15 protein-coding genes are annotated in these 19,012 nt (G+C 73.0%); 5 read left to right on the plus strand and 10 right to left on the minus strand.

Annotated features, from left to right (window positions below; genetic code table 11):
• Positions 1 to 357: 357 nt before the first annotated feature.
• From proC to ACIOMQ_RS33460, 3 genes are all read right to left on the minus strand, one after another.
• Positions 358 to 1,167: a pyrroline-5-carboxylate reductase gene (gene proC / locus ACIOMQ_RS33450; RefSeq protein ID WP_362193675.1), complete on the minus strand. Its 810-nt coding sequence runs from the start codon at positions 1,165 to 1,167 to the stop codon at positions 358 to 360.
• A gap of 85 nt (positions 1,168 to 1,252) precedes the next feature.
• Positions 1,253 to 2,071, minus strand: coding sequence for an ABC transporter permease (locus tag ACIOMQ_RS33455; RefSeq protein WP_362193672.1), 819 nt, complete (start codon positions 2,069 to 2,071; stop codon positions 1,253 to 1,255).
• Positions 2,068 to 2,847 carry an ABC transporter ATP-binding protein gene (locus ACIOMQ_RS33460; RefSeq protein WP_402191577.1) on the minus strand — a complete coding sequence of 260 codons (780 nt, stop codon included), beginning with the start codon at positions 2,845 to 2,847 and terminating at the stop codon, positions 2,068 to 2,070. Before ACIOMQ_RS33460 ends, ACIOMQ_RS33455 begins: the two co-directional genes overlap by 4 nt.
• A gap of 225 nt (positions 2,848 to 3,072) precedes the next feature.
• Here ACIOMQ_RS33460 and ACIOMQ_RS33465 point away from each other — a divergent pair, with 225 nt between their 5' ends.
• The gene (locus ACIOMQ_RS33465) at positions 3,073 to 4,626 is read left to right on the plus strand and encodes a SulP family inorganic anion transporter (RefSeq protein ID WP_402191579.1); all 1,554 of its coding nucleotides are present in this window, start codon (positions 3,073 to 3,075) and stop codon (positions 4,624 to 4,626) included.
• 70 nt (positions 4,627 to 4,696) lie between these two features.
• On the opposite strand, the gene ACIOMQ_RS33470 is transcribed toward ACIOMQ_RS33465, so the two are convergent.
• Positions 4,697 to 5,251, minus strand: a complete 555-nt coding sequence (locus ACIOMQ_RS33470) for a hypothetical protein (protein ID WP_401262584.1) — start codon at positions 5,249 to 5,251, stop codon at positions 4,697 to 4,699.
• A gap of 127 nt (positions 5,252 to 5,378) precedes the next feature.
• Positions 5,379 to 5,711 (minus strand): SH3 domain-containing protein, encoded by a 333-nt coding sequence (locus ACIOMQ_RS33475; RefSeq protein ID WP_401757319.1) that lies wholly within the window; start codon positions 5,709 to 5,711, stop codon positions 5,379 to 5,381.
• A gap of 124 nt (positions 5,712 to 5,835) precedes the next feature.
• Between ACIOMQ_RS33475 and ACIOMQ_RS33480 the strand changes: the two genes are divergently transcribed.
• Positions 5,836 to 8,109, plus strand: coding sequence for a serine/threonine-protein kinase (locus ACIOMQ_RS33480; RefSeq protein ID WP_402191582.1), 2,274 nt, complete (start codon positions 5,836 to 5,838; stop codon positions 8,107 to 8,109).
• Positions 8,110 to 8,289: 180 nt separating this feature from the next.
• Here ACIOMQ_RS33480 and ilvD read toward each other — a convergent pair whose 3' ends face one another.
• The 4 genes from ilvD to ACIOMQ_RS33500 all read right to left on the minus strand — a co-directional run bounded on the left by ilvD (position 8,290) and on the right by ACIOMQ_RS33500 (position 12,972).
• A complete protein-coding gene (gene ilvD, locus ACIOMQ_RS33485) occupies positions 8,290 to 10,140 on the minus strand; it encodes a dihydroxy-acid dehydratase (RefSeq protein ID WP_402191584.1) in 1,851 nt (616 codons plus the stop codon).
• Between the two features lie 171 nt (positions 10,141 to 10,311).
• Positions 10,312 to 10,953, minus strand: a complete 642-nt coding sequence (locus ACIOMQ_RS33490; protein ID WP_362193654.1) for a TetR family transcriptional regulator — start codon at positions 10,951 to 10,953, stop codon at positions 10,312 to 10,314.
• Positions 10,950 to 11,777 carry a sugar phosphate isomerase/epimerase family protein gene (locus ACIOMQ_RS33495; protein ID WP_389793311.1) on the minus strand — a complete coding sequence of 276 codons (828 nt, stop codon included), beginning with the start codon at positions 11,775 to 11,777 and terminating at the stop codon, positions 10,950 to 10,952. The genes ACIOMQ_RS33490 and ACIOMQ_RS33495 overlap by 4 nt, the downstream gene beginning before the upstream one ends.
• A 238-nt stretch (positions 11,778 to 12,015) precedes the next feature.
• Positions 12,016 to 12,972, minus strand: a complete 957-nt coding sequence (locus tag ACIOMQ_RS33500; RefSeq protein ID WP_402191586.1) for a Ppx/GppA phosphatase family protein — start codon at positions 12,970 to 12,972, stop codon at positions 12,016 to 12,018.
• Positions 12,973 to 13,012: 40 nt separating this feature from the next.
• Here ACIOMQ_RS33500 and ACIOMQ_RS33505 point away from each other — a divergent pair, with 40 nt between their 5' ends.
• Positions 13,013 to 13,855: a hypothetical protein gene (locus tag ACIOMQ_RS33505; RefSeq protein ID WP_402191588.1), complete on the plus strand. Its 843-nt coding sequence runs from the start codon at positions 13,013 to 13,015 to the stop codon at positions 13,853 to 13,855.
• Positions 13,856 to 14,122: 267 nt separating this feature from the next.
• Here the strand turns inward: ACIOMQ_RS33505 and ACIOMQ_RS33510 are convergent, their stop codons facing one another.
• Positions 14,123 to 16,096: a hypothetical protein gene (locus ACIOMQ_RS33510; RefSeq protein WP_401757313.1), complete on the minus strand. Its 1,974-nt coding sequence runs from the start codon at positions 16,094 to 16,096 to the stop codon at positions 14,123 to 14,125.
• Positions 16,097 to 16,273: 177 nt separating this feature from the next.
• Between ACIOMQ_RS33510 and radA the strand changes: the two genes are divergently transcribed.
• Together radA and disA are read left to right on the plus strand one after the other, a co-directional pair.
• Entirely contained in the window at positions 16,274 to 17,686 is a 1,413-nt protein-coding gene (radA, locus tag ACIOMQ_RS33515; protein WP_401262568.1) for a DNA repair protein RadA, read from the plus strand.
• A gap of 80 nt (positions 17,687 to 17,766) precedes the next feature.
• Complete coding sequence (disA, locus tag ACIOMQ_RS33520) at positions 17,767 to 18,891, plus strand: DNA integrity scanning diadenylate cyclase DisA (protein WP_327368154.1); 1,125 nt, start codon at positions 17,767 to 17,769, stop codon at positions 18,889 to 18,891.
• Positions 18,892 to 19,012 lie beyond the last annotated feature (121 nt).

Raw genomic sequence — 19,012 nt, forward strand, 5'->3', positions numbered from 1 at the left:
GGTTGCTTTCCAGTTCTTCGCTTTCGCGTTTCCCTTTCCGGCGAGTCCGACTCTATCAGATCCTTTCGGGCCTGATTCCCAGTCAGCGGGATTTGTCTTCCCGGCCGTTGGGCCGTTCCGACGAGTGAGACTTTAGCGGAATCCTGGGCCCCGACGCTAATCGGGGTCGCGCTCCTTCGAACGCGGATTCCTCATTTCGCAAATACGCACAGAAAGTCGGGCGACAGATGTCGCTGACCAGACGTGGTTGTTGCGGAATGGCTGTCCGGGGACCGACCGGGGTCGGCGCTCACGTCGGACAACTCGGAGAACCTTACGGATGTGGGCGTGTCGTGTCAACCTCCGGCCGGGCAGCCGTCAGCCGTTGCCGGTGGCGAGTTCGCGGCTGCGGTCGCGGGCGGCTTCGAGGGCGGCGATGAGAGCGGCTCGTACGCCGTGGTTCTCCAGCTCGCGGATGGCGCTGATGGTGGTGCCGGCCGGGCTGGTGACGGCCTCGCGGAGCTTGACCGGGTGTTCGCCGCTGTCGCGGAGCATCACGGCGGCGCCGATGGCGGCCTGGACGATCAGTTCGTGGGCCTGGGCGCGGGGCAGGCCGAGCAGGATGCCCGCATCGGTCATCGCCTCGACGAGGAAGTAGAAGTACGCCGGGCCCGAGCCGGAGAGGGCGGTCGCCGCGTCCTGCTGGGACTCGGGCACGCGCAGGGTCTTGCCGACGCCGCCGAAGATCGCCTCGGCGGTGGCGAGGTGTTCGGTGGTGGCGTGGCTGCCCGCGGAGATGACGGACATGCCCTCGTCGACGAGGACGGGGGTGTTCGGCATGACGCGCACGACCGGGGTGCCCGCGGTGAGGCGGTCCTCGATGAAGGCGGTCGTGATGCCCGCGGCGGCGCTGATGACCAGGCGGTCGGCGGTGACGTGTGCGGCGAGCTCGTCGAGGAGCCGGCCCATGTCCTGGGGCTTGACCGCGAGGATGAGGATGCCGGCGCGCTTGGCGGCCTCGGCGTTGGTGACGGATTCGACGCCGTAGCGGCTGTGGAGTTCCTCGGCGCGCTCGGAGCGGCGGGTGGTGACCAGCAGGTCCGCCGGACGCCAGCCTGCCCGGATCATTCCGCTGAGCAGGGCCTCGCCGATCTTCCCGGTGCCGAGGACTGCAACTGTCTGGGTCATGCGGTTCACCCTCCGGGCGGTGCTCTCGGTGCGTCGTGCTGACGGTGCTCGGTGCTCGTGTCCGTCATCCTCGCACCGGGGCCGGTCAGGCGGTACGTCGGCGGAGCGTGGCCGCACCGAGGGCGAGGACGAGGAGCGCGCAGCCCGCGACGACCAGGATGTCCCGGACGAAGTCGCCGGTGACGTCGGTGTGGTGGAGGACCTCGTTCATGCCGTCGACCGCGTACGACATGGGCAGGACGTTCGAGATCGCTTCGAGTGCGGGTGCCATCCGGTCGCGTGCGATGAACAGTCCGCAGAGCAGGAGCTGCGGGAAGATCACGGCCGGCATGAACTGGACGGCCTGGAACTCGGATGCGGCGAAGGCGGAGACGAAGAGGCCCAGTGCCGTGCCGAGCAGCGCGTCGAGCAGGGCGACGAGGAGCAGCAGCCACGGGGAGCCGGTGACGTCCAGGCCGAGTACCCGGACCGAGAGCGCGGTGGCCAGGAGGGACTGGACGACGGCGACGGCGCCGAAGGCGAGGGCGTAGCCGCCGATCAGGTCGCCCTTGCCGAGCGGCATGGCGAGAAGGCGTTCGAGGGTGCCCGAGGTGCGTTCGCGCAAGGTGGCGATCGAGGTCACCAGGAACATCGTGATCAGCGGGAAGATGCCGAGGAGCGAGGCGCCGATGGCGTCGAAGGTGCGGGGGCTGCCGTCGAACACGTACCGGAGCAGCGTGATCATCACGACCGGGATCAGGAGGAGCAGCGCGACGGTGCGCGGGTCGTGGGTCAGCTGGCGCAGGACGCGGGCGGCGGTGGCGAGGGTGCGGGCCGGGCTCAGGGGTGGCGCGGCGGCCGGGCGGGAGAGGGGGGCGGGGGTCGCGTGCGTGTTCGGGGAGTCGGGGGTCGCGTGCGTGCTCATCGGGCGGGCTCCTGACGGACGGCGGCCTGGTCGACGGCCTGGTCGACCAGGTGGAGGAATGCCTCTTCGACGGTCGTGGCGCGGGTGGCGGTGCGCAGGGCCTCGGGAGTGTCGTCGGCGAGGATCTCGCCCCCGCGGATGAGGAGCAGGCGGTGGCAGCGCTCGGCCTCGTCCATGACGTGCGAGGAGACGAGGAGTGTGGTGCCGCGGTCGGCCGCGAGGGAGTGGAAGAGGTTCCACAGGTCGCGGCGGAGCACCGGGTCCAGGCCGACGGTCGGTTCGTCGAGGACCAGCAGCTCGGGGGTGCCGAGCAGAGCCACGGCGAGGGAGACCCGGGTGAGCTGGCCGCCGGAGAGGGTGCCGGTGAGGGCGTCGGCGTGGTCGGCCAGGTCGACCTCGGTGATCGCGCGGGTGACGGCGGCCCGGCGTGCGTCGCGGAGTCGGCGGCCCGGTCGGAGGATCGCCGCGAAGTAGTCGAGGTTCTGCCGGACCGTCAGGTCGGTGTAGACGGACGGTGCCTGGGTCACGTACCCGATCCGTGGGCGGAGGGTGGGGTGGCCCGCGGGGCTGCCGAGCACGTCGAGGGTGCCGGTGACCTTGGCCTGGGTGCCCACGACGGCTCGCATCAGGGTGGATTTGCCGCAGCCGGAGGGGCCCAGGAGGCCGGTGATTCTGCCGGGTTCGACGGTGAAGTCGAGGTCGCGCAGGACGGTGCGGTTGCCTCGTACGACGGTGAGGCCGCGGGCCTCGACGGCGGGGCCCGAGGAATTCATCATGCGATGAATTTTGGTGCCGGCGTGTTCCTCCGTCAAGGGGCGCGGGTGGCGGGGGGCGTGATCGGACGGGGGCGTTCCACCTCTTTGCGCTTCCGTGACCCTCAGTCGGTTCCGGATCCGGGCCGGGTATTCAACTTCCGTAAAGGACAATGAATTTCACCGTCCCTCGGTATCCGCGCATCTCCCTGTCCATGACGTGTCCGTCAGTCGATGGAGGTGCTTCCTGTGCGTCATTTTCCGAACTGCCGCCCGAGCTTCCGGCCCTTTCCGGTTTCGCGGGCCGACCTGGCCGCTTCGCTCGTCGTCTTCCTGGTCGCCCTGCCGCTGTGCGTAGGGGTGGCCGTCGCCTCCGGCGTGCCGGCCGAACTGGGGCTGATCACCGGGATAGTCGGCGGGCTCGTCGCGGGCCTGCTCCCAGGCAGCAGTCTGCAGGTCAGTGGGCCCGCCGCCGGACTGACCGTGCTCGTCTACGAGGCGGTGCACAGCTATGGGGTCGGCACCTTGGGGGTGCTGGTGCTGGCCGCCGGGCTGGTGCAGGCAGGGCTGGGGGTACTGCGGCTCGGGCGGTGGTTCCGGGCCGTGTCCGTGGCCGTGGTGCAGGGGATGCTCGCCGGGATCGGCCTGGTGCTGGTCGTGGGGCAGCTGTACGTCCTCGCCGACGTGACGGCGCCCGGGACCATGGGGCAGAAGCTCGGCGGGCTGCCGCGGCTGGCGCTCGGTACGGGAGTGACGGGCAGTGCGGTCGCCGTCGGGGCCGGGGCGCTCCTCGTGCTCACGCTGTGGCCGAAGTGGCGGCGGGCCGCCCGGCTGGTGCCCGCGCCCCTGGTGGCGGTGGGCCTGGCGGCCGGGGCGGCCTGGCTGCTCGACCTGCCCGTACGGCGGGTCGCGGTGAGCGGGCTGCTGGACGCCGTGCGGCCACCGGGGCCCGGGGACTGGGCACGGCTCACGGAAGTGGGCGTCGTCGGCACCGTCGTCGCGTTCGCGCTGATCGCGTCGGCCGAATCGCTGTTCAGCGCGGCGGCCGTGGACCGGCTGCACGACGGCAGGCGGACGGACTACGACAAGGAGCTGATCGCGCAGGGGGCCGGCAACGCGGTGTGCGGGCTGCTCGGCGCGCTGCCGATGACCGCGGTGATCGTGCGCAGCGCGGCGAATGTCCGGGCCGGGGCGAAAACGAAGGCGTCGCGGGTGCTGCACGGGGTGTGGCTGCTGCTCTTCACGGCTGTGCTGCCGGGCGTGCTCGGGGTGATTCCGGTGGCGGCGCTGGCGGCGGTACTGCTGCATGCGGGCCTCAAGCTCGTTCCCGTACGGGCACTGGTGCCGCTGTGGCGTGAGCATCGCGGGGAGGCGGTGGTGCTGGCGGTGACGGCGGGGACGATCGTGGCGACGAGTCTCTTCGAGGGGGTGCTGGTGGGGTTGTTGCTGGCCGTCGCCAAGACCGCCTGGGACATCTCCCATGTGCACATCGAGACGCAGGAGCAGGCGCACGAGCAGGGTGGCGACGCGGTGTTGCGGGTGCGGGTCGCGGGCCACGCCACATTCCTGCGGCTGCCGAAACTGCTGGACGCTCTGGACGGCCTGCCGCACGACCGGGTCGTGGTGCTCGACCTCAGCGGGCTGCACCACACCGACCACGCGTGCGCCGCGGCCTTGGAGGGCTGGGCCGCGGAACGTGAGGCACGCGAGGCGCTTCGGCGTGCGGATCGGGAGCGGGACGGGGGCGAGGGCGGGGCCGGAGCCGGGCCGGGACGGATCACCACGCTCAGGCCGACCACGTAACCCACCGCGGCCGTGCCGGGGGTGTTTGCGGGGCGGCCGCGCTCGTGGAGCTCGTGGAGCTCGTGGAGGTCTACTTGCGCTTGGGGCGCTTGCCCTTCGTGGCCCTGCGGGCGGCCGGGTTCCCGGTGCGGGCCGACCGGCGCTTCGCGTAGCGGGCCAGAGCCGTCTCGTACTCCGTGCGGCGCAGCTGCTCGCCCGGTGCCTCCTTGAACGTGCGGAGGAAGTACGCGATCAGCGAGCCGACGAAGCCGATCGTCTTGAGGCCGCGCAGGTTCGCCTCGCGCACCGGATCGGCCGGGCGGCGGCTGAATCCTTCCCATGTCTTGCGGAAGGCGACGGCACTGCAGATGGCGAACATCAGGACGACCAGGATCCCGACGAGGTTGCCGACGTCGGCGATCTCCAGCCCCTGGAAGGCGAAGCGGAGGACGAAGCAGGCGGCGACCGCGGCGGCGAGGGAGCCGATCGCGGCCCCGGCGCGTCGCAGCCCGTAGCCCCCGTCGTGGTCGACCCAGGTCGTACCGAAGAAGAGCAGGGGCTCGGGCTGCGGACCGGGCGTGGTGGAGCCGGGCGGGTCGCTGCCGGACGGATCGCCGGCGCCGGGGGCTTCGCTGTTCTCGCTCACGAAGTCGATTATCCCCGGGCGGGTCAAGGACCCGGTCGCGGTCCCGCCACGGCTCCGGTCACCGCCGCGGCTCCCGTCACCTCGCCGTGCCGGTCACCTCGCCGTGCCGGTCACCTCGCCGTGCCGGTCAGTCGCAGCGCGGGGCGATGTAGCCGTCGCTGCCCGTGTGGACGTAGACGTCCGCCACGAACTGGCCGTTGGCGATGTTGTCCCAGACGTTCGAGGTGCCGTACGGGCCGGTGACCCGCTCCCCCGGCTTCTGGCAGTAGACCGGAACCTTCATCCCGTACGGCAGTGTCCTGACGATGCCGTACTTGGTGCCCGGCCCCGTGCGGACGTTGACGCGGTAGCCCGGTGCGATGGGGTACCTGGTGACGTCGTCGGAACCGGCGAGCGCGGCGACGCCCTCGGCCGCGTCAGCGGTGTGCGTGGCGCTGTCGGTGTGCTCTTCCATGGCCATGGAGGCCCTCCCCCGTTGAGAGACGGTGTGTACGACGCGCAGGCTACAAGCCCCCTCCGTATCGCACGCACCATCGACTAGGCTCCGTGCGTCGCGCTTGCGGACGAACACACGGGGGTGGGCGATGCCGCCGCTGCGAGGTACCGGAGCCAATCCGGAAGCGGAGCATCCGGAGTACGCCGGTCAGTACCGCCTTGAGGCATGTCTCGGCGCGGGCGGCATGGGTGTCGTGCACCTGGCGCGATCCACGTCGGGGCTGCAGCTCGCCGTCAAGGTGGTGCATCGGCATTACTCCCAGGACCCCGAGTTCAGGGCCCGTTTCCGGCAGGAGGTCGGGGCCGCGAGGCGGGTCAGCGGAGCCTTCACGGCATCGGTCGTCGATGCCGACCCGGACGCGGCACGACCGTGGATGGCCACCCTGTACGTACCCGGCCCCACACTCTCCGACCAGGTGAAGCGGAACGGGCCGCTGGCTCCCGCCGAACTCCGCAGGCTGACGGCGGGACTTGCCGAGGCACTGCGCGACATCCACCGGGCCGGGGTCATCCACCGCGACCTCAAGCCGAGCAATGTGCTGCTCTCCGACTCCGGGCCCAAGGTCATCGACTTCGGGATCTCCCGGCCGTACGACAGCGATCTGCGCACCGAGACGGGCAAGCTGATCGGCTCGCCGCCGTACATGGCTCCCGAGCAGTTCCAGCGGCCGCGCGAGGTCGGGCCCGCCGCGGATGTGTTCGCCCTGGGCGCCGTGCTCGTCCACGCGGCGACCGGCCGGGGCCCCTTCGACTCGGACAGCCCGTACGTCGTGGCCTACCAGGTGGTGCACGACGAGGCGGATCTGGCGGGCGTGCCGACGGATCTCGCGCCGCTGATCGGGCAGTGCCTGGCGAAGGACCCGGCGGAGCGGCCCACTCCGGACGACGTCATGGCGGCGCTGCGCCCTCCTTCGTACGACGCCGCCGCGTTCATACCGTCGCAGCGGAGGCCGGGCGCCGTCGAGGCCGAAGCCGCGGCGGTGCCGGGGGCCGGGCGGAAGCCTGGGACGGGCACGGAGCCGGAGCCGGAGCCGGGAATCGCGGCTCGGGCGGATGCGGACACGCATGTGCGCGCGGGTGCGGTGGCGGGGGCCGGGCGGGCGACCGCGGACCGGCGCGGCAAGCGGCGGTGGGCGGCAGCCGCTGCCGCGCTGCTCGTCATGGGCGCCGGTGGTGTGTGGGCGGCCGGTGTGGTGGGCGATTCGGGTGAGCCGGGAGGCTCCGGTGGGTCGGGCGGTTCCGGTGGGCCGGGCGGGGCGAAGGGTCCGGTGGAAGCGGTCGCGCCGTGGCGTACGGCACTCCTGTCGTCGGGCACCTCGACGCCGGCCTGCTTCTCGGCGGGCGGTGGCGGCGAAGGAGCGTCCGGCCGGTCCGGTGCGCTGTACTGCACCGCGTCCGGTATCGGTGCCGCCCGGTTGGACCCCGCGGACGGCCGGGTGCTGTGGTCCCGCCGCGGCGCCGCCGGGAAGGCCCCGCCGGCCGGCGTGGTGTCGGTCTCCGGCGACCTGGTGCAGACGGCGGTGCCGGGCGGGAAGCTCCGGGCGTACGACCCCGCCAAGGGCGAGCAGGTCTGGCAGGCGGATCTCTCCCCGTACCTCGGCACCCCCTTCGCCGCGGGTGGCACGCTGCTGCTGGTCGCCGAGGACGGCACGACCGAAGCGCTCGACGCGGGGACCGGCGTCTCCCGCTGGCGGCATGCGCTCGCCGGGCACCGGCGCCCGGACTTCGCGCTGTACGACGACGCCTCGGGGCTGGCCTACGCGTTCGAGCACTCGGCCTACGGGTCCACCACGCTGGTCACGGCCGTCGACCCGGCGACCGGGCGGGTGGCCTGGCAGCGGCGGCTGGACGGGATGCTCACCCCGGTGGGGACCTCGGACGGTGCACTCGTCCTGACGTCCATGAACGGGGACACCCAGACCGTCGGGCTCGTCCGCTACGACCCGGAGCGGGGGCGCGTCGCCCGGGTGGCGCTGCCGTTCCGGATGAACGAACCGGAGGTCGTGGTGGGCGGGGACACCGCCTATCTGCTGGCGCACGGCGGGACGCTGGTCGCCGTCGACACGCGTCCGGCCGGCGGCGAAGCCGTTCTCTGGCAGCTGGAGACCGCTGCCGGACGGACGTCGGCACCCGTCCTCGCCGGTGGAAACCGGCTGTACTTCTCGGCGGCGGACGGGCGGCTGCTCGCCGTGGACACGGCGCGCGGAAAGCTGCTGGGGCAGACGAGTCCCCGGCTCCGGGACGGGAAGCTCACGTACGCCTCGACGCTCCCCGCCCCTGTCGCCGCGGGCCGGACCGTCTTCGGGACCGCGCCCGACGGGTCCGTGTTCGCCGTCGACGGGCAGGACCCCGCTCACTGGTGAGAGCGGGGTCCGCCCGGGGCTCCTCGGCCGGGGGCCCGGGGCTCCTCGCTCAGGTCCGCCCGGGACCTCTCGGCCGGTTCCGCCCAGGGCTTCCCGCCCGGGGCCGCCCGGCGCTCCTCGCCCGGGTCGTCCCGTTCGGCCGCTGGTCACGCGTGGTTCGGCCGAGCGGCCGGGCCCGGTTCAGCCGAGCTTGGACACGTCCCGCACCGCGCCCCGGTCCGCGCTCGTCGCCATCGCCGCGTACGCGCGCAGCGCCGCGCTGACCTTGCGGTCGCGGTTCTTCGGCGCGTAGACGCCGTTCAGCGCCTCACGGCGGGCGGTCAGCTCGGCCTCGGGGACGAGCAGCTCGATCGAACGGTTCGGGATGTCGATCCTGATCCGGTCACCGTCCTCGACCAGCGCGATCGTGCCGCCCGACGCGGCCTCCGGCGAGGCGTGGCCGATGGACAGTCCCGACGTACCGCCGGAGAAGCGGCCGTCGGTCACCAGGGCGCAGCTCTTGCCGAGGCCGCGGCCCTTGAGGAAGGACGTGGGGTAGAGCATCTCCTGCATGCCGGGGCCGCCGCGCGGGCCCTCGTAGCGGATGACGACGACGTCGCCCTCCTTGATCTCCTTGCGGAGGATCTTGTCGACGGCCTCCTCCTGCGACTCGCAGACGACCGCCGGGCCCTCGAAGGTCCAGATCGACTCGTCGACGCCCGCCGTCTTCACGACGCAGCCGTCCACGGCGAGGTTCCCCTTGAGGACCGCGAGGCCGCCGTCCTTGGAGTACGCGTGCGCCACGTCGCGGATGCAGCCGCCGGCCGCGTCCAGGTCGAGGGTCTCCCAGCGCTCGGACTGCGAGAAGGCGGTCGCGGAACGGACGCATCCGGGGGCCGCGTGCCACAGCTCGACGGCCTCCGGGGACGGGGAGCCGCCGCGGACGTCCCAGTTCTTCAGCCACTCGGCGAGGGAGCCGGAGTGCACCGCGTGCACGCCTTCGTCGAGCAGGCCGCCGCGGTGCAGCTCGCCGAGGATGGCGGGGATGCCGCCGGCCCGGTGCACGTCCTCCATGTAGTACGTGCCGCCGGGGGCCACGTTGGGCGCGACCTTCGACAGGCAGGGGACGCGGCGCGAGACCTCGTTGATGTCGTCGAGGTCGTAGGAGAGCTCGGCCTCCTGCGCCGCGGCGAGCAGGTGCAGGATCGTGTTGGTCGAGCCGCCCATGGCGATGTCGAGCGCCATGGCGTTGTCGAACGCGGCGCGGGTGCCGATGGAGCGCGGCAGGACCGTCGCGTCGTCCTGCTCGTAGTAGCGCCTGGTGATCTCGACGACCGTGCGGCCGGCCTCCTCGTACAGCGCCTTGCGGGCGGTGTGCGTGGCGAGGACGGAGCCGTTGCCGGGCAGGGAGAGGCCGAGGACCTCGGTCAGGCAGTTCATCGAGTTGGCGGTGAACATGCCGGAACAGCTGCCGCAGGTGGGACAGGCGTTCTCCTCGATGCGGAGGATGTCCTCGTCCGAGACCTTCTCGTTGACGGCGTCGCTGATCGCGTTGATCAGGTCGAGCTTGCGGACCGTGCCGTCGACGAGGGTGGCCTTGCCGGCCTCCATCGGGCCGCCGGAGACGAAGACCGTGGGGATGTTGAGGCGCATCGCGGCCATCAGCATGCCGGGGGTGATCTTGTCGCAGTTGGAGATGCAGATCAGCGCGTCCGCGCAGTGCGCCTCGACCATGTACTCGACGGAGTCGGCGATCAGGTCGCGGGAGGGGAGGCTGTACAGCATCCCGGCGTGGCCCATCGCGATGCCGTCGTCGACGGCGATCGTGTTGAACTCGCGCGGCACGGCGCCCGCGGCCTTGACGGCGTCGGAGACGATCCGGCCGACCGGGGCCAGGTGGGTGTGGCCGGGGACGAACTCGGTGAAGGAGTTGGCGACCGCGATGATCGGCTTGCCGATGTCCTCGCTCGCTACGCCCGACGCCCGCATAAGGGCGCGGGCGCCCGCCATGTTGCGGCCGTGGGTGACAGTGCGGGACCTCAGCTGGGGCATCGTCTCTCGCTCCTTCGACATAGAAGACTGTCTCCGAGCCTACGCCTCCGGCTCCAAGATCTGGACACCGTGTCCGGTATGCGGGACGGGGTGCTCGCTGGGTGGGCCGGGCGGAGGGCGGGCACGGGCAGTGCCGCGCGGGGGCTGCGCGGGGGCGGGGCGACGGGGCGGTCAGGGTTCCGTCAGGTAGCGCTGCAACGTCGGTGCCACCATCTCGACGATCTTCTCGGGGGGCGCCGAGGCCAGTGGTTCCGCTCGCACGACGTAGCGCAGCATCGCGATCCCGAGCATGTGCGAGGCGGCCAGTTCCGCGCGGAACGTCGCGTCCGGTACGTCCAGTGCCTCCGCGACGCGTTCCAGGAGGCGGCGCAGGACGAAGCCGCGGAGGACGTTCGCCGCCGCCTCGTGCGTCAGCGCGGAGCGCATGACCGCCAGCAGGGGGGCCCTGGACGCCGGATTCTCCCATACGGCGATGAAGTAGCCGGCCAGCCGCTCCCCCAGGCCGTCCGTGCCGCCGCCGAGAACGGCCGGGATCACCAGGGCCGGCTCGAAGGAGAGCTCGACGGCCGCCGCGAAGACCTCGTCCTTCGTACCGAAGTAGTGGTGGACGAGTGCGGAGTCGACGCCCGCCGCCTTGGCGATGCCCCTGATCGACGTCTTGTCGTAGCCGCGCTCCGCGAACTCGGTGCGGGCCGCCTCCAGGATCCGGGCGCGGGCGTCGGGGCCGGTGGTCCCGGCCTTGCGGGAGGGGCGGCCGCGGCGCCTGGGTGCGGGGTCCGCGGGGGCCTCGTCGTCGGTGCGGCCGCCGGTCACGGACGCGGTGCCCCGGCGGAGGACGACGCCAGGTGGAGCCGGGTGAAGGCCAGCGCCTCCGCCAGGTCGGCCTCGCGTTCGGCGGTGGACATGGCGCGACGGGTGTTGACCTCGATGACGACATGGCCGTCGAAGCCGGTACGGGCCAGGTGTTCCAGGAGTTCGGCGCAGGGCTGGTCGCCGCGGCCGGGCACCAGGTGCTCGTCCTTGTTGGAGCCCTTGCCGTCGGCGAGGTGGATGTGGGCGAGCCGGTCGCCCATCCGGTCCACCATCGCCATGCCGTCCGTGCGGGCCGTCGCGGTGTGCGAGAGGTCCACGGTGAAGTGCCGGTAGTCGTCGTTGGTGACGTCCCAGTCGGGGGCGTACGCCAGCATCTCGCGGTCCCGGTAGCGCCAGGGGTACATGTTCTCGACGGCGAACCGCACATCGGTCTCGTCCGCCATGCGCCAGATCCCGGTGACGAAGTCGCGCGCGTAGTTGCGCTGCCAACGGAACGGCGGGTGGACGACGACGGTCGTCGCCCCGAGCTTCTCCGCGGCGGCACGGGCCCGCTGGAGCTTCACCCACGGATCGGTGGACCAGACGCGCTGGGTGATCAGCAGACAGGGCGCGTGGACGGCGAGGATCGGCACCTGGTGATGGTCCGAGAGCCGTCTCAGGGCCTCGATGTCCTGGCTGACGGGGTCGGTCCACACCATGATCTCGACACCGTCGTAACCAAGACGCGCGGCGATCTCGAAGGCCGTCGACGTCGACTCCGGGTAGACGGAAGCCGTCGACAGGGCGACCTTCGCATCCGGGATGCGCACCACTGGTTCTGCCACTGGGACAGCGTACGGGCAGTGGTACGCCCCGCCGAGAGCCCCGGGCGGAAAGTGAGAAGGGCCATGGCGGGCTTCCGGCCACCTCCGCGGGGCGGTCCGGGGCGGAATGCCCCCTCGGCGGGGCTGCTTGCGCGCGGCACGGGCGCTCCCCGGCTGCCGCATCGGCCGCAGCCGGTTCAGAGGCTGCTTCCGCGCGGCACGGGCGCTCCCCCTGCGCGGGTGCCTCCCCCTCGCGCGCTCAGCGCGACGCGGCCCGCTCCGTGGGCTCCGCCGGCAGATGGTCCAGACGGCGCAGGATGACGCCCTCGCGCAGCGCCCAGGGGCAGATCTCCAGTTCGTCGACCCCGAACAGATCCATGGCCCCCTCCGCGACCAGCGCCCCGGCCAGCAGCTGCGCGGCCCGGCCCTCGGAGACGCCGGGCAGGGTGACCCGCTGCTCGACGGTCATCGCGGCCAGCTTCGGCACCCACTCCTCCAGCGCCTTGCGGGTGAGGCCGCGCTGCACGTACAGGCCGTCGGTGGAGCGTGCGGCGCCCGCGATCCTGGCGAGCTGCTTGAAGGTCTTGGAGGTACCGACGACATGGTCGGGGCGCCCGAGGCGGGTGAACTCCCCGACGCTCCGGGCGATCCGGGCCCGGACATGGCGGCGCAGCGCCTTCACGTCCGCCGGGTCCGGCGGATCGCCCGGCAGCCACCCGGCGGTCAGCCGGCCGGCCCCGAGCGGCAGCGACACCGCCGCGTCCGGCTCCTCGTCCATGCCGTACGCGACCTCCAGCGAGCCGCCCCCGATGTCCAGCACCAGCAGCCGCCCCGCCGACCAGCCGAACCAGCGGCGGGCGGCGAGGAAGGTGAGCCGGGCCTCCTCCGCGCCGCTGAGGACGGCGAGGTCGATGCCCGTCTCGTCGCGCACCCGGGCCAGCACCTGGTCGGCGTTGTCGGCCTCCCGCACGGCGGACGTGGCGAAGGGCAGGACGTCCTCGCACCCCTTGTCCTCGGCGGCCTGGAGCGCATCGGCGAGCGTCTCCACGAGCCGGTCCACACCGTGGGGGCCGATCGCACCGTCCTCGTCGAGGAGTTCGGCCAGGCGCAGCTCGGCCTTGTGCGAGTGCGCGGGCAGCGGCCGGGCGCCCGGGTGCGCATCCACCACCAGCAGATGCACTGTGTTCGAACCCACGTCGAGGACTCCGAGTCTCATACCCGGAACGCTACCGGGGCGGCGGACTTACCCTTGGCGCGTGCCAAAGACGAAAAAGGCGAAGCCGGGCAAAATCACGAAGAAGCAGAGAACGAAGCAGGAGATGCAGCAACAGGAAGCGAACGGACCGATCCGGTCCGAAGACGAAACGGGAATCGACTTCGCACGCGCCTGGGTCGAGTTCCCCGACCCCGCGGACGACGAGCAGGTCTTCCGCTGCGACCTGACCTGGCTGACCTCCAGGTGGACCTGCATCTTCGGCAGCGGCTGCCAGGGCATCCAGGCGGGGCGTGCGGACGACGGGTGCTGCACGCTGGGCGCGCACTTCTCGGACGAGGACGACGAGGAGCGGGTGGCGGGCCACGTCGAGCGGCTGACTCCCGAGCTGTGGCAGTTCCACGACGTCGGTACGGAGACGGGCTGGGTCGAGGTCGACGAAGACGGGGAACGCCAGACGCGGCGCTGGCAGGGTTCGTGCATCTTCCAGAACCGTCCCGGGTTCGCGGCGGGCGCGGGCTGCTCGCTGCACATCCTGGCGCTGCGGGAGGGCAAGGAGCCCCTGGAGACCAAGCCGGACGTCTGCTGGCAGCTGCCGATCCGGCGTACGTACGACTGGATCGACCGGCCCGACGACACGCGCGTGCTCCAGGTCTCGATCGGCGAGTACGACCGCAGGGGCTGGGGTCCGGGCGGTCACGACCTGCACTGGTGGTGCACGTCGGCGACGTCCGCGCACGGGGCCGGGGAGCCGGTGTACGTCTCGTACCGGCCGGAACTCGTCGAGCTGATGGGCAAGAAGGGGTACGACCGGCTGGTCGAGCTGTGCGAGGAGCGCCTGTCCTCGCTGCTGCCGATGGCACCGCACCCGGCGGATCCGGCGTGACGGCTGCGGCGGCGTGACGGCTACCGCGGCGGGGTGGCTGCCGCGGTGTGACGGCTGCCGCGGCGGGGTGACGGCTGCCGCGGCGGGGTGGCTGCCGCGGCGGGGTGGCTGCCGCGGCGGGGTGGCGGCGCCCGCCCCGCGCGGGGAGACCCTCCTGCACGTCGCCCGTCGGCGCGGGACGCGGCACCGGCCGGGCGCCCCGTGGCCGCCGGGCGCCGCCGGGCGGCGCCGGGCGCCGCCGGTCCTGCGGACGTTCTGCTCCGGCCTTCAGCCCCTCGGTGGGGAACCGCCCGTACCCGCGCCCGGGTCGGTGGGCGTCGACGGGCCGGTCGGGTCCGGGGACGGTGTCGGACCGGTCGGCGTCGGCGCGGGGTCAGTGGAGCCCGTCGGGTCGGGGGTCGGGTCGGCCGGCCGGGTGGGGCCCGGCGAGGACGACGGCTGCGACGGTACGGACGGACCCGAAGGGGCGGGCGGACCCGAATGCCCCGGGCCGCCGGGGGACGGTGCCGCCGCCCCGGGCCCCCGGACCGCCACGACCGACCCCGACGGGGCCAGGGCGATGCGCGCGCTCCAGGGACCGGCGGGTTCCCGCAGACGGTCCACGAGGACGCGGATCGTGGTGCTCCCGCCCGCGGCGAGCGTTCCCGAGGTGCTGCTGAGGCGCAGCCAGGACGTGTCCGCCCGGGCCGACCACGCGACCGGTGCGCCGCCCGGGGCGGTCAGGCGGACCAGTGCCGTGCCGCCGGACGAGCGGGCCTCGACGGCGAGCCCGCCGATGCCGCCCCGCACCGGCCCGAAGCTGATCACCTCGGCCGAGACGTCCGGGCCGCGGCCGTCCTCGAAGGGGGCGCCGGGCTGGGGACGGGCGTTGCCCGCGTTCTCGTAATGGCCGTCCGGGGCGCCGTCGGGGCCGTGGCCCGTGTCCGTCTCCGTCTCCGTCGCGGTGACCGAGGAGCCCTCGTGGCCCTCGCCGGTCTGCGGCGCGCCGCGGTAGGCGGTCCACAGCGCGATCACCGGGGCCGCGACGACCGTCGCCACCACCGTCGTCGTCACGACCCTGGCGCGCAGCCGGTCCCGGCGCGCGGCGCGGTCCTTCGGGTCCATGGGGAAGCCTGCCCGGTCGAAGCGCGGGCCGCCGGACCGGTTCCGCCGGGCGTGCGCCATCGCGACGTACGCGGACGGCCGGGGCGCCGCGACGACCGGCAGCGCGGCGGCCGGGTTGACGGCCGCGCCCGGCCACGGGCCCTGGGCGCCGGCCCGCTCGGCGGCCCGGCGGCAGCGGGGGCAGTCGTCGACATGGCGGACGAGTTCGCGGCGCAGGGTGGCGGAGAGCAGGACGCGGCGGTCACCGGTGAGCCGGGCGATGGTGGGGCAGTTGCCGGTCTCGACGACGGCGAGGGCGGCGCGGGTGCGTTCCACTTCGCAGGCCGCGGCGGCCAGGAGCTCGCGGGCGGTCGCGGGTTCGAGGCCCAGGACGGAGGCGACGGCGCGCGGGGCGAGACGGTGGCGCACGGCGAGTTCGAGCGCCTCGCGCTGTTCGGGGGTGGTGCCCGCGGCCTCCGGCCAGGCCAGCTGGGCGAGTTCGCGGCGGTGCGCCTCGGCGGCGGCCCCGGGCTCATGGGTGGGGGCGGGGGGCCGGCCCGCCGGGGCGCCGCCCGGCGTGAAGCCGGCCGACGGCTTGACGACGGCGGCGGGGGGCGTACGGCGTCCCGCGCGCGCCCCCTGGGTGGCCGGCCCGCTCGGCTGCTTGCCCGGAGGACCGCCCGCCGCCCGCTTCTTCTCCCGTTCCCGCTGGGCCGGCTGGTGTCCCGGCTGCTTGGCCTGCTGCCCTGCCGGCAGCTTCCCCCCGGCCTTGCGGCGGTGCGCCCGACGGCCCTGCCCCTGCTCGGCGAGCCTGCGCAGACACATCCATCTGGCCAGCGCGTACAGCCAGGATTTACGTTCCTCCTCGCCCTCCGGGCACCGGCCGTCCTGCCGTTCCGCGATCGCGAGCACACCGCCGAGCGCCTCGGTGGCGGCCTCGTGGTCGCAGAGCACGGAGAGGCAGTAGGTGAAGAGGCCGTCGAGGTGCGGCTCGTCACGTGCGGGAGGCTGCCGCGGCGAAGGCTGCGTCGAGGAGTGGGGCGCACGGCGCCGCGTCCGGTGTGCGCCGGTGGTGTGCGTGGGGTGCTCCAGTCTGCTGCTCGTCACCCGGCGACCGTAGGCAGCGCAGAGCACGCCTTTAGCGCCCCTCCAACACATTTAATCCTTACGGGTGAACGTATCGCTCAAAAGGGGACAGGAATCCCGGATTCACAGGGTCGGAATCCCTGGTTCCGGCGGATGTGTCCGGTCCGTCGGCGGACGTCGGCGCGCGCCGGGCGCCGCCCGCGGACCGCGCCCGGCGGCACTGTCGGTCCCCACCTATACGGTTGCGCCATGGCTGCCCGTACGAAATCCGCGAAGGACCGGCCGTCCTACCGCTGCACCGAATGCGGCTGGACGACCGCCAAGTGGCTCGGCCGCTGCCCCGAATGCCAGGCGTGGGGGACGGTCGAGGAGTTCGGCGGCGCCCCCGCCGTGCGGACCACCGCGGCCGGCCGGGTCAGCAGCGCCGCGCTCCCCATCGGCCAGGTCGACAGCCGGCAGGCCACCGCCCGGTCGACCGGCGTCGGCGAGCTGGACCGGGTGCTCGGCGGCGGTCTCGTCCCCGGTGCCGTCGTGCTGCTCGCGGGCGAGCCGGGCGTCGGGAAGTCGACGCTGCTGCTGGACGTGGCCGCCAAGGCGGCGAGCGACGACCACCGCACGCTCTACGTCACCGCCGAGGAGTCCGCCAGCCAGGTACGCCTGCGCGCCGACCGGATCCGGGCGATCAACGACCATCTGTATCTCGCCGCCGAGACCGACCTGTCCGCGGTCCTCGGCCATCTGGACGCCGTCAAGCCGTCGCTCCTGGTCCTCGACTCCGTGCAGACCGTCGCCTCGCCCGAGATCGACGGGGCGCCCGGCGGCATGGCACAGGTCCGGGAGGTCGCTGGCGCCCTCATCCGGGCCTCCAAGGAGCGCGGCATGTCGACGCTCCTGGTCGGCCATGTCACCAAGGACGGGGCGATCGCCGGGCCGCGGCTGCTGGAGCATCTCGTCGATGTGGTGCTGTCCTTCGAGGGCGACCGCCACGCCCGCCTCCGGCTCGTACGGGGAGTCAAGAACAGGTACGGCGCGACCGACGAGGTCGGCTGTTTCGAGCTGCACGACGAGGGCATCACCGGCCTCGCCGACCCGTCCGGGCTGTTCCTCACCCGGCGCGACGAGCCCGTGCCCGGCACCTGCCTGACCGTCACCCTGGAGGGCAAGCGCCCGCTCGTCGCCGAGGTGCAGGCGCTGACGGTCGATTCCCAGATCCCTTCGCCCCGGCGCACCACCTCGGGGCTGGAGACGTCCCGGGTGTCGATGATGCTGGCCGTTCTGGAGCAGCGCGGCCGGATCAGCTCGCTCGGCAAGCGGGACATCTACAGCGCGACCGTCGGCGGGGTGAAGCTCTCCGAGCCCGCCGCGGATCTCGCGGTCGCGCTGGCACTGGCCAGCGCCGCCAGTGACACACCCCTGCCCAAGAACCTGGTGGCGATCGGCGAGGTGGGCCTCGCGGGCGAGGTCAGACGGGTCACGGGGGTCCAGCGCAGGCTGGCCGAGGCGCACCGTCTGGGCTTCACGCACGCGCTGGTTCCGGCCGACCCGGGGAAGATCCCGGCCGGTATGAAGGTCACAGAAGTCGCCAACATGGGCGATGCTCTGAGCGTGCTCCCGCGCCGGTCTCGCGCACAGGCCCCACAGGAGGAGAGCGCGCGCCGGTAGACTTTGCCCTGGTCTCGCCCGTCCGTACGAACGGTATGAGTGACGTAAGGGCACCGCAAACCTGTGACCGGAGGAGTGCAGTGGCAGCCAGCGACCGGGCAGCATCGCCCGGAAAGTCCGGCCAAGGCACCGGTAACGAGGCGCTGATGCGCGCCTCGTTGAGCGCCGTCGCGCCCGGAATGGCGCTGCGGGACGGCCTGGAGCGCATTCTCCGCGGCAACACCGGCGGACTGATCGTGCTCGGCATGGACAAGACCGTGGAGTCGATGTGCACCGGCGGATTCGTGCTGGACGTGGAGTTCACCGCGACGCGCCTGCGTGAGCTGGCCAAGCTCGACGGGGCGCTGATCCTCGACAAGGACATGACCAAGATCCTGCGGGCCGGCGTGCAGCTGGTCCCGGACGCCTCCATCCCCACCGAGGAGACCGGCACCCGCCACCGCACGGCGGACCGGGTCTCCAAGCAGTGCAACTTCCCGGTCGTCTCCGTCTCCCAGTCGATGCGTCTGATCGCGCTGTACGTGGACGGGGAGCGCCGGGTCCTGGAGGAGTCCGCCGCGATCCTCTCCCGCGCCAATCAGGCGCTCGCCACCCTGGAGCGGTACAAGCTCCGGCTCGACGAGGTCGCGGGCACGCTCTCGGCGCTGGAGATCGAGGACCTGGTGACGGTCCGGGACGTGACGGCCGTCGCGCAGCGGCTGGAGATGGTCCGCCGGATCGCGACCGAGATCGCGGAGTACGTGGTGGAGCTGGGCACCGACGGCCGGCTTCTCTCCCTCCAGCTCGACGAGTTGATCGCGGGCGTCGAGCCGGAGCGTGAGCTGGTCGTGCGCGACTACGTGCCGGAGCCGACCGCCAAGCGGTCCCGCACGGTCGCCGAGGCGCTGACCGAACTGGACGCGCTCTCCCACACCGAACTGCTCGAACTCCCGGTGGTGGCAAGGGCGCTGGGGTACAGCGGCTCGCCGGAAACACTGGATTCGGCGGTCTCGCCGCGCGGCTTCAGGCTGCTGGCGAAGGTGCCCCGGCTGCCCGGGGCGATCATCGACCGGCTGGTGGAGCACTTCGGTGGCCTGCAGAAGCTCCTCGCCGCCAGCGTGGACGACCTCCAGACGGTCGACGGGGTCGGCGAGGCGCGGGCGCGGAGCGTACGCGAGGGCCTGTCGCGGCTGGCCGAGTCGTCGATTCTCGAACGCTACGTGTAGCCGTACCGCGCGGGGCCCGGGAGACCGGGCCCCGCGGCGTTTCCGGGACCGCCCTCGGCCCCCCGCCCGCCGGCCCGCCCCCTCGGCCCTTCGCGATTCGCCCCTCCGTGACGCGGCCCTT

It is taken from the genome of Streptomyces sp. NPDC087845, assembly GCF_044742755.1.
GTDB lineage: Bacteria > Actinomycetota > Actinomycetes > Streptomycetales > Streptomycetaceae > Streptomyces.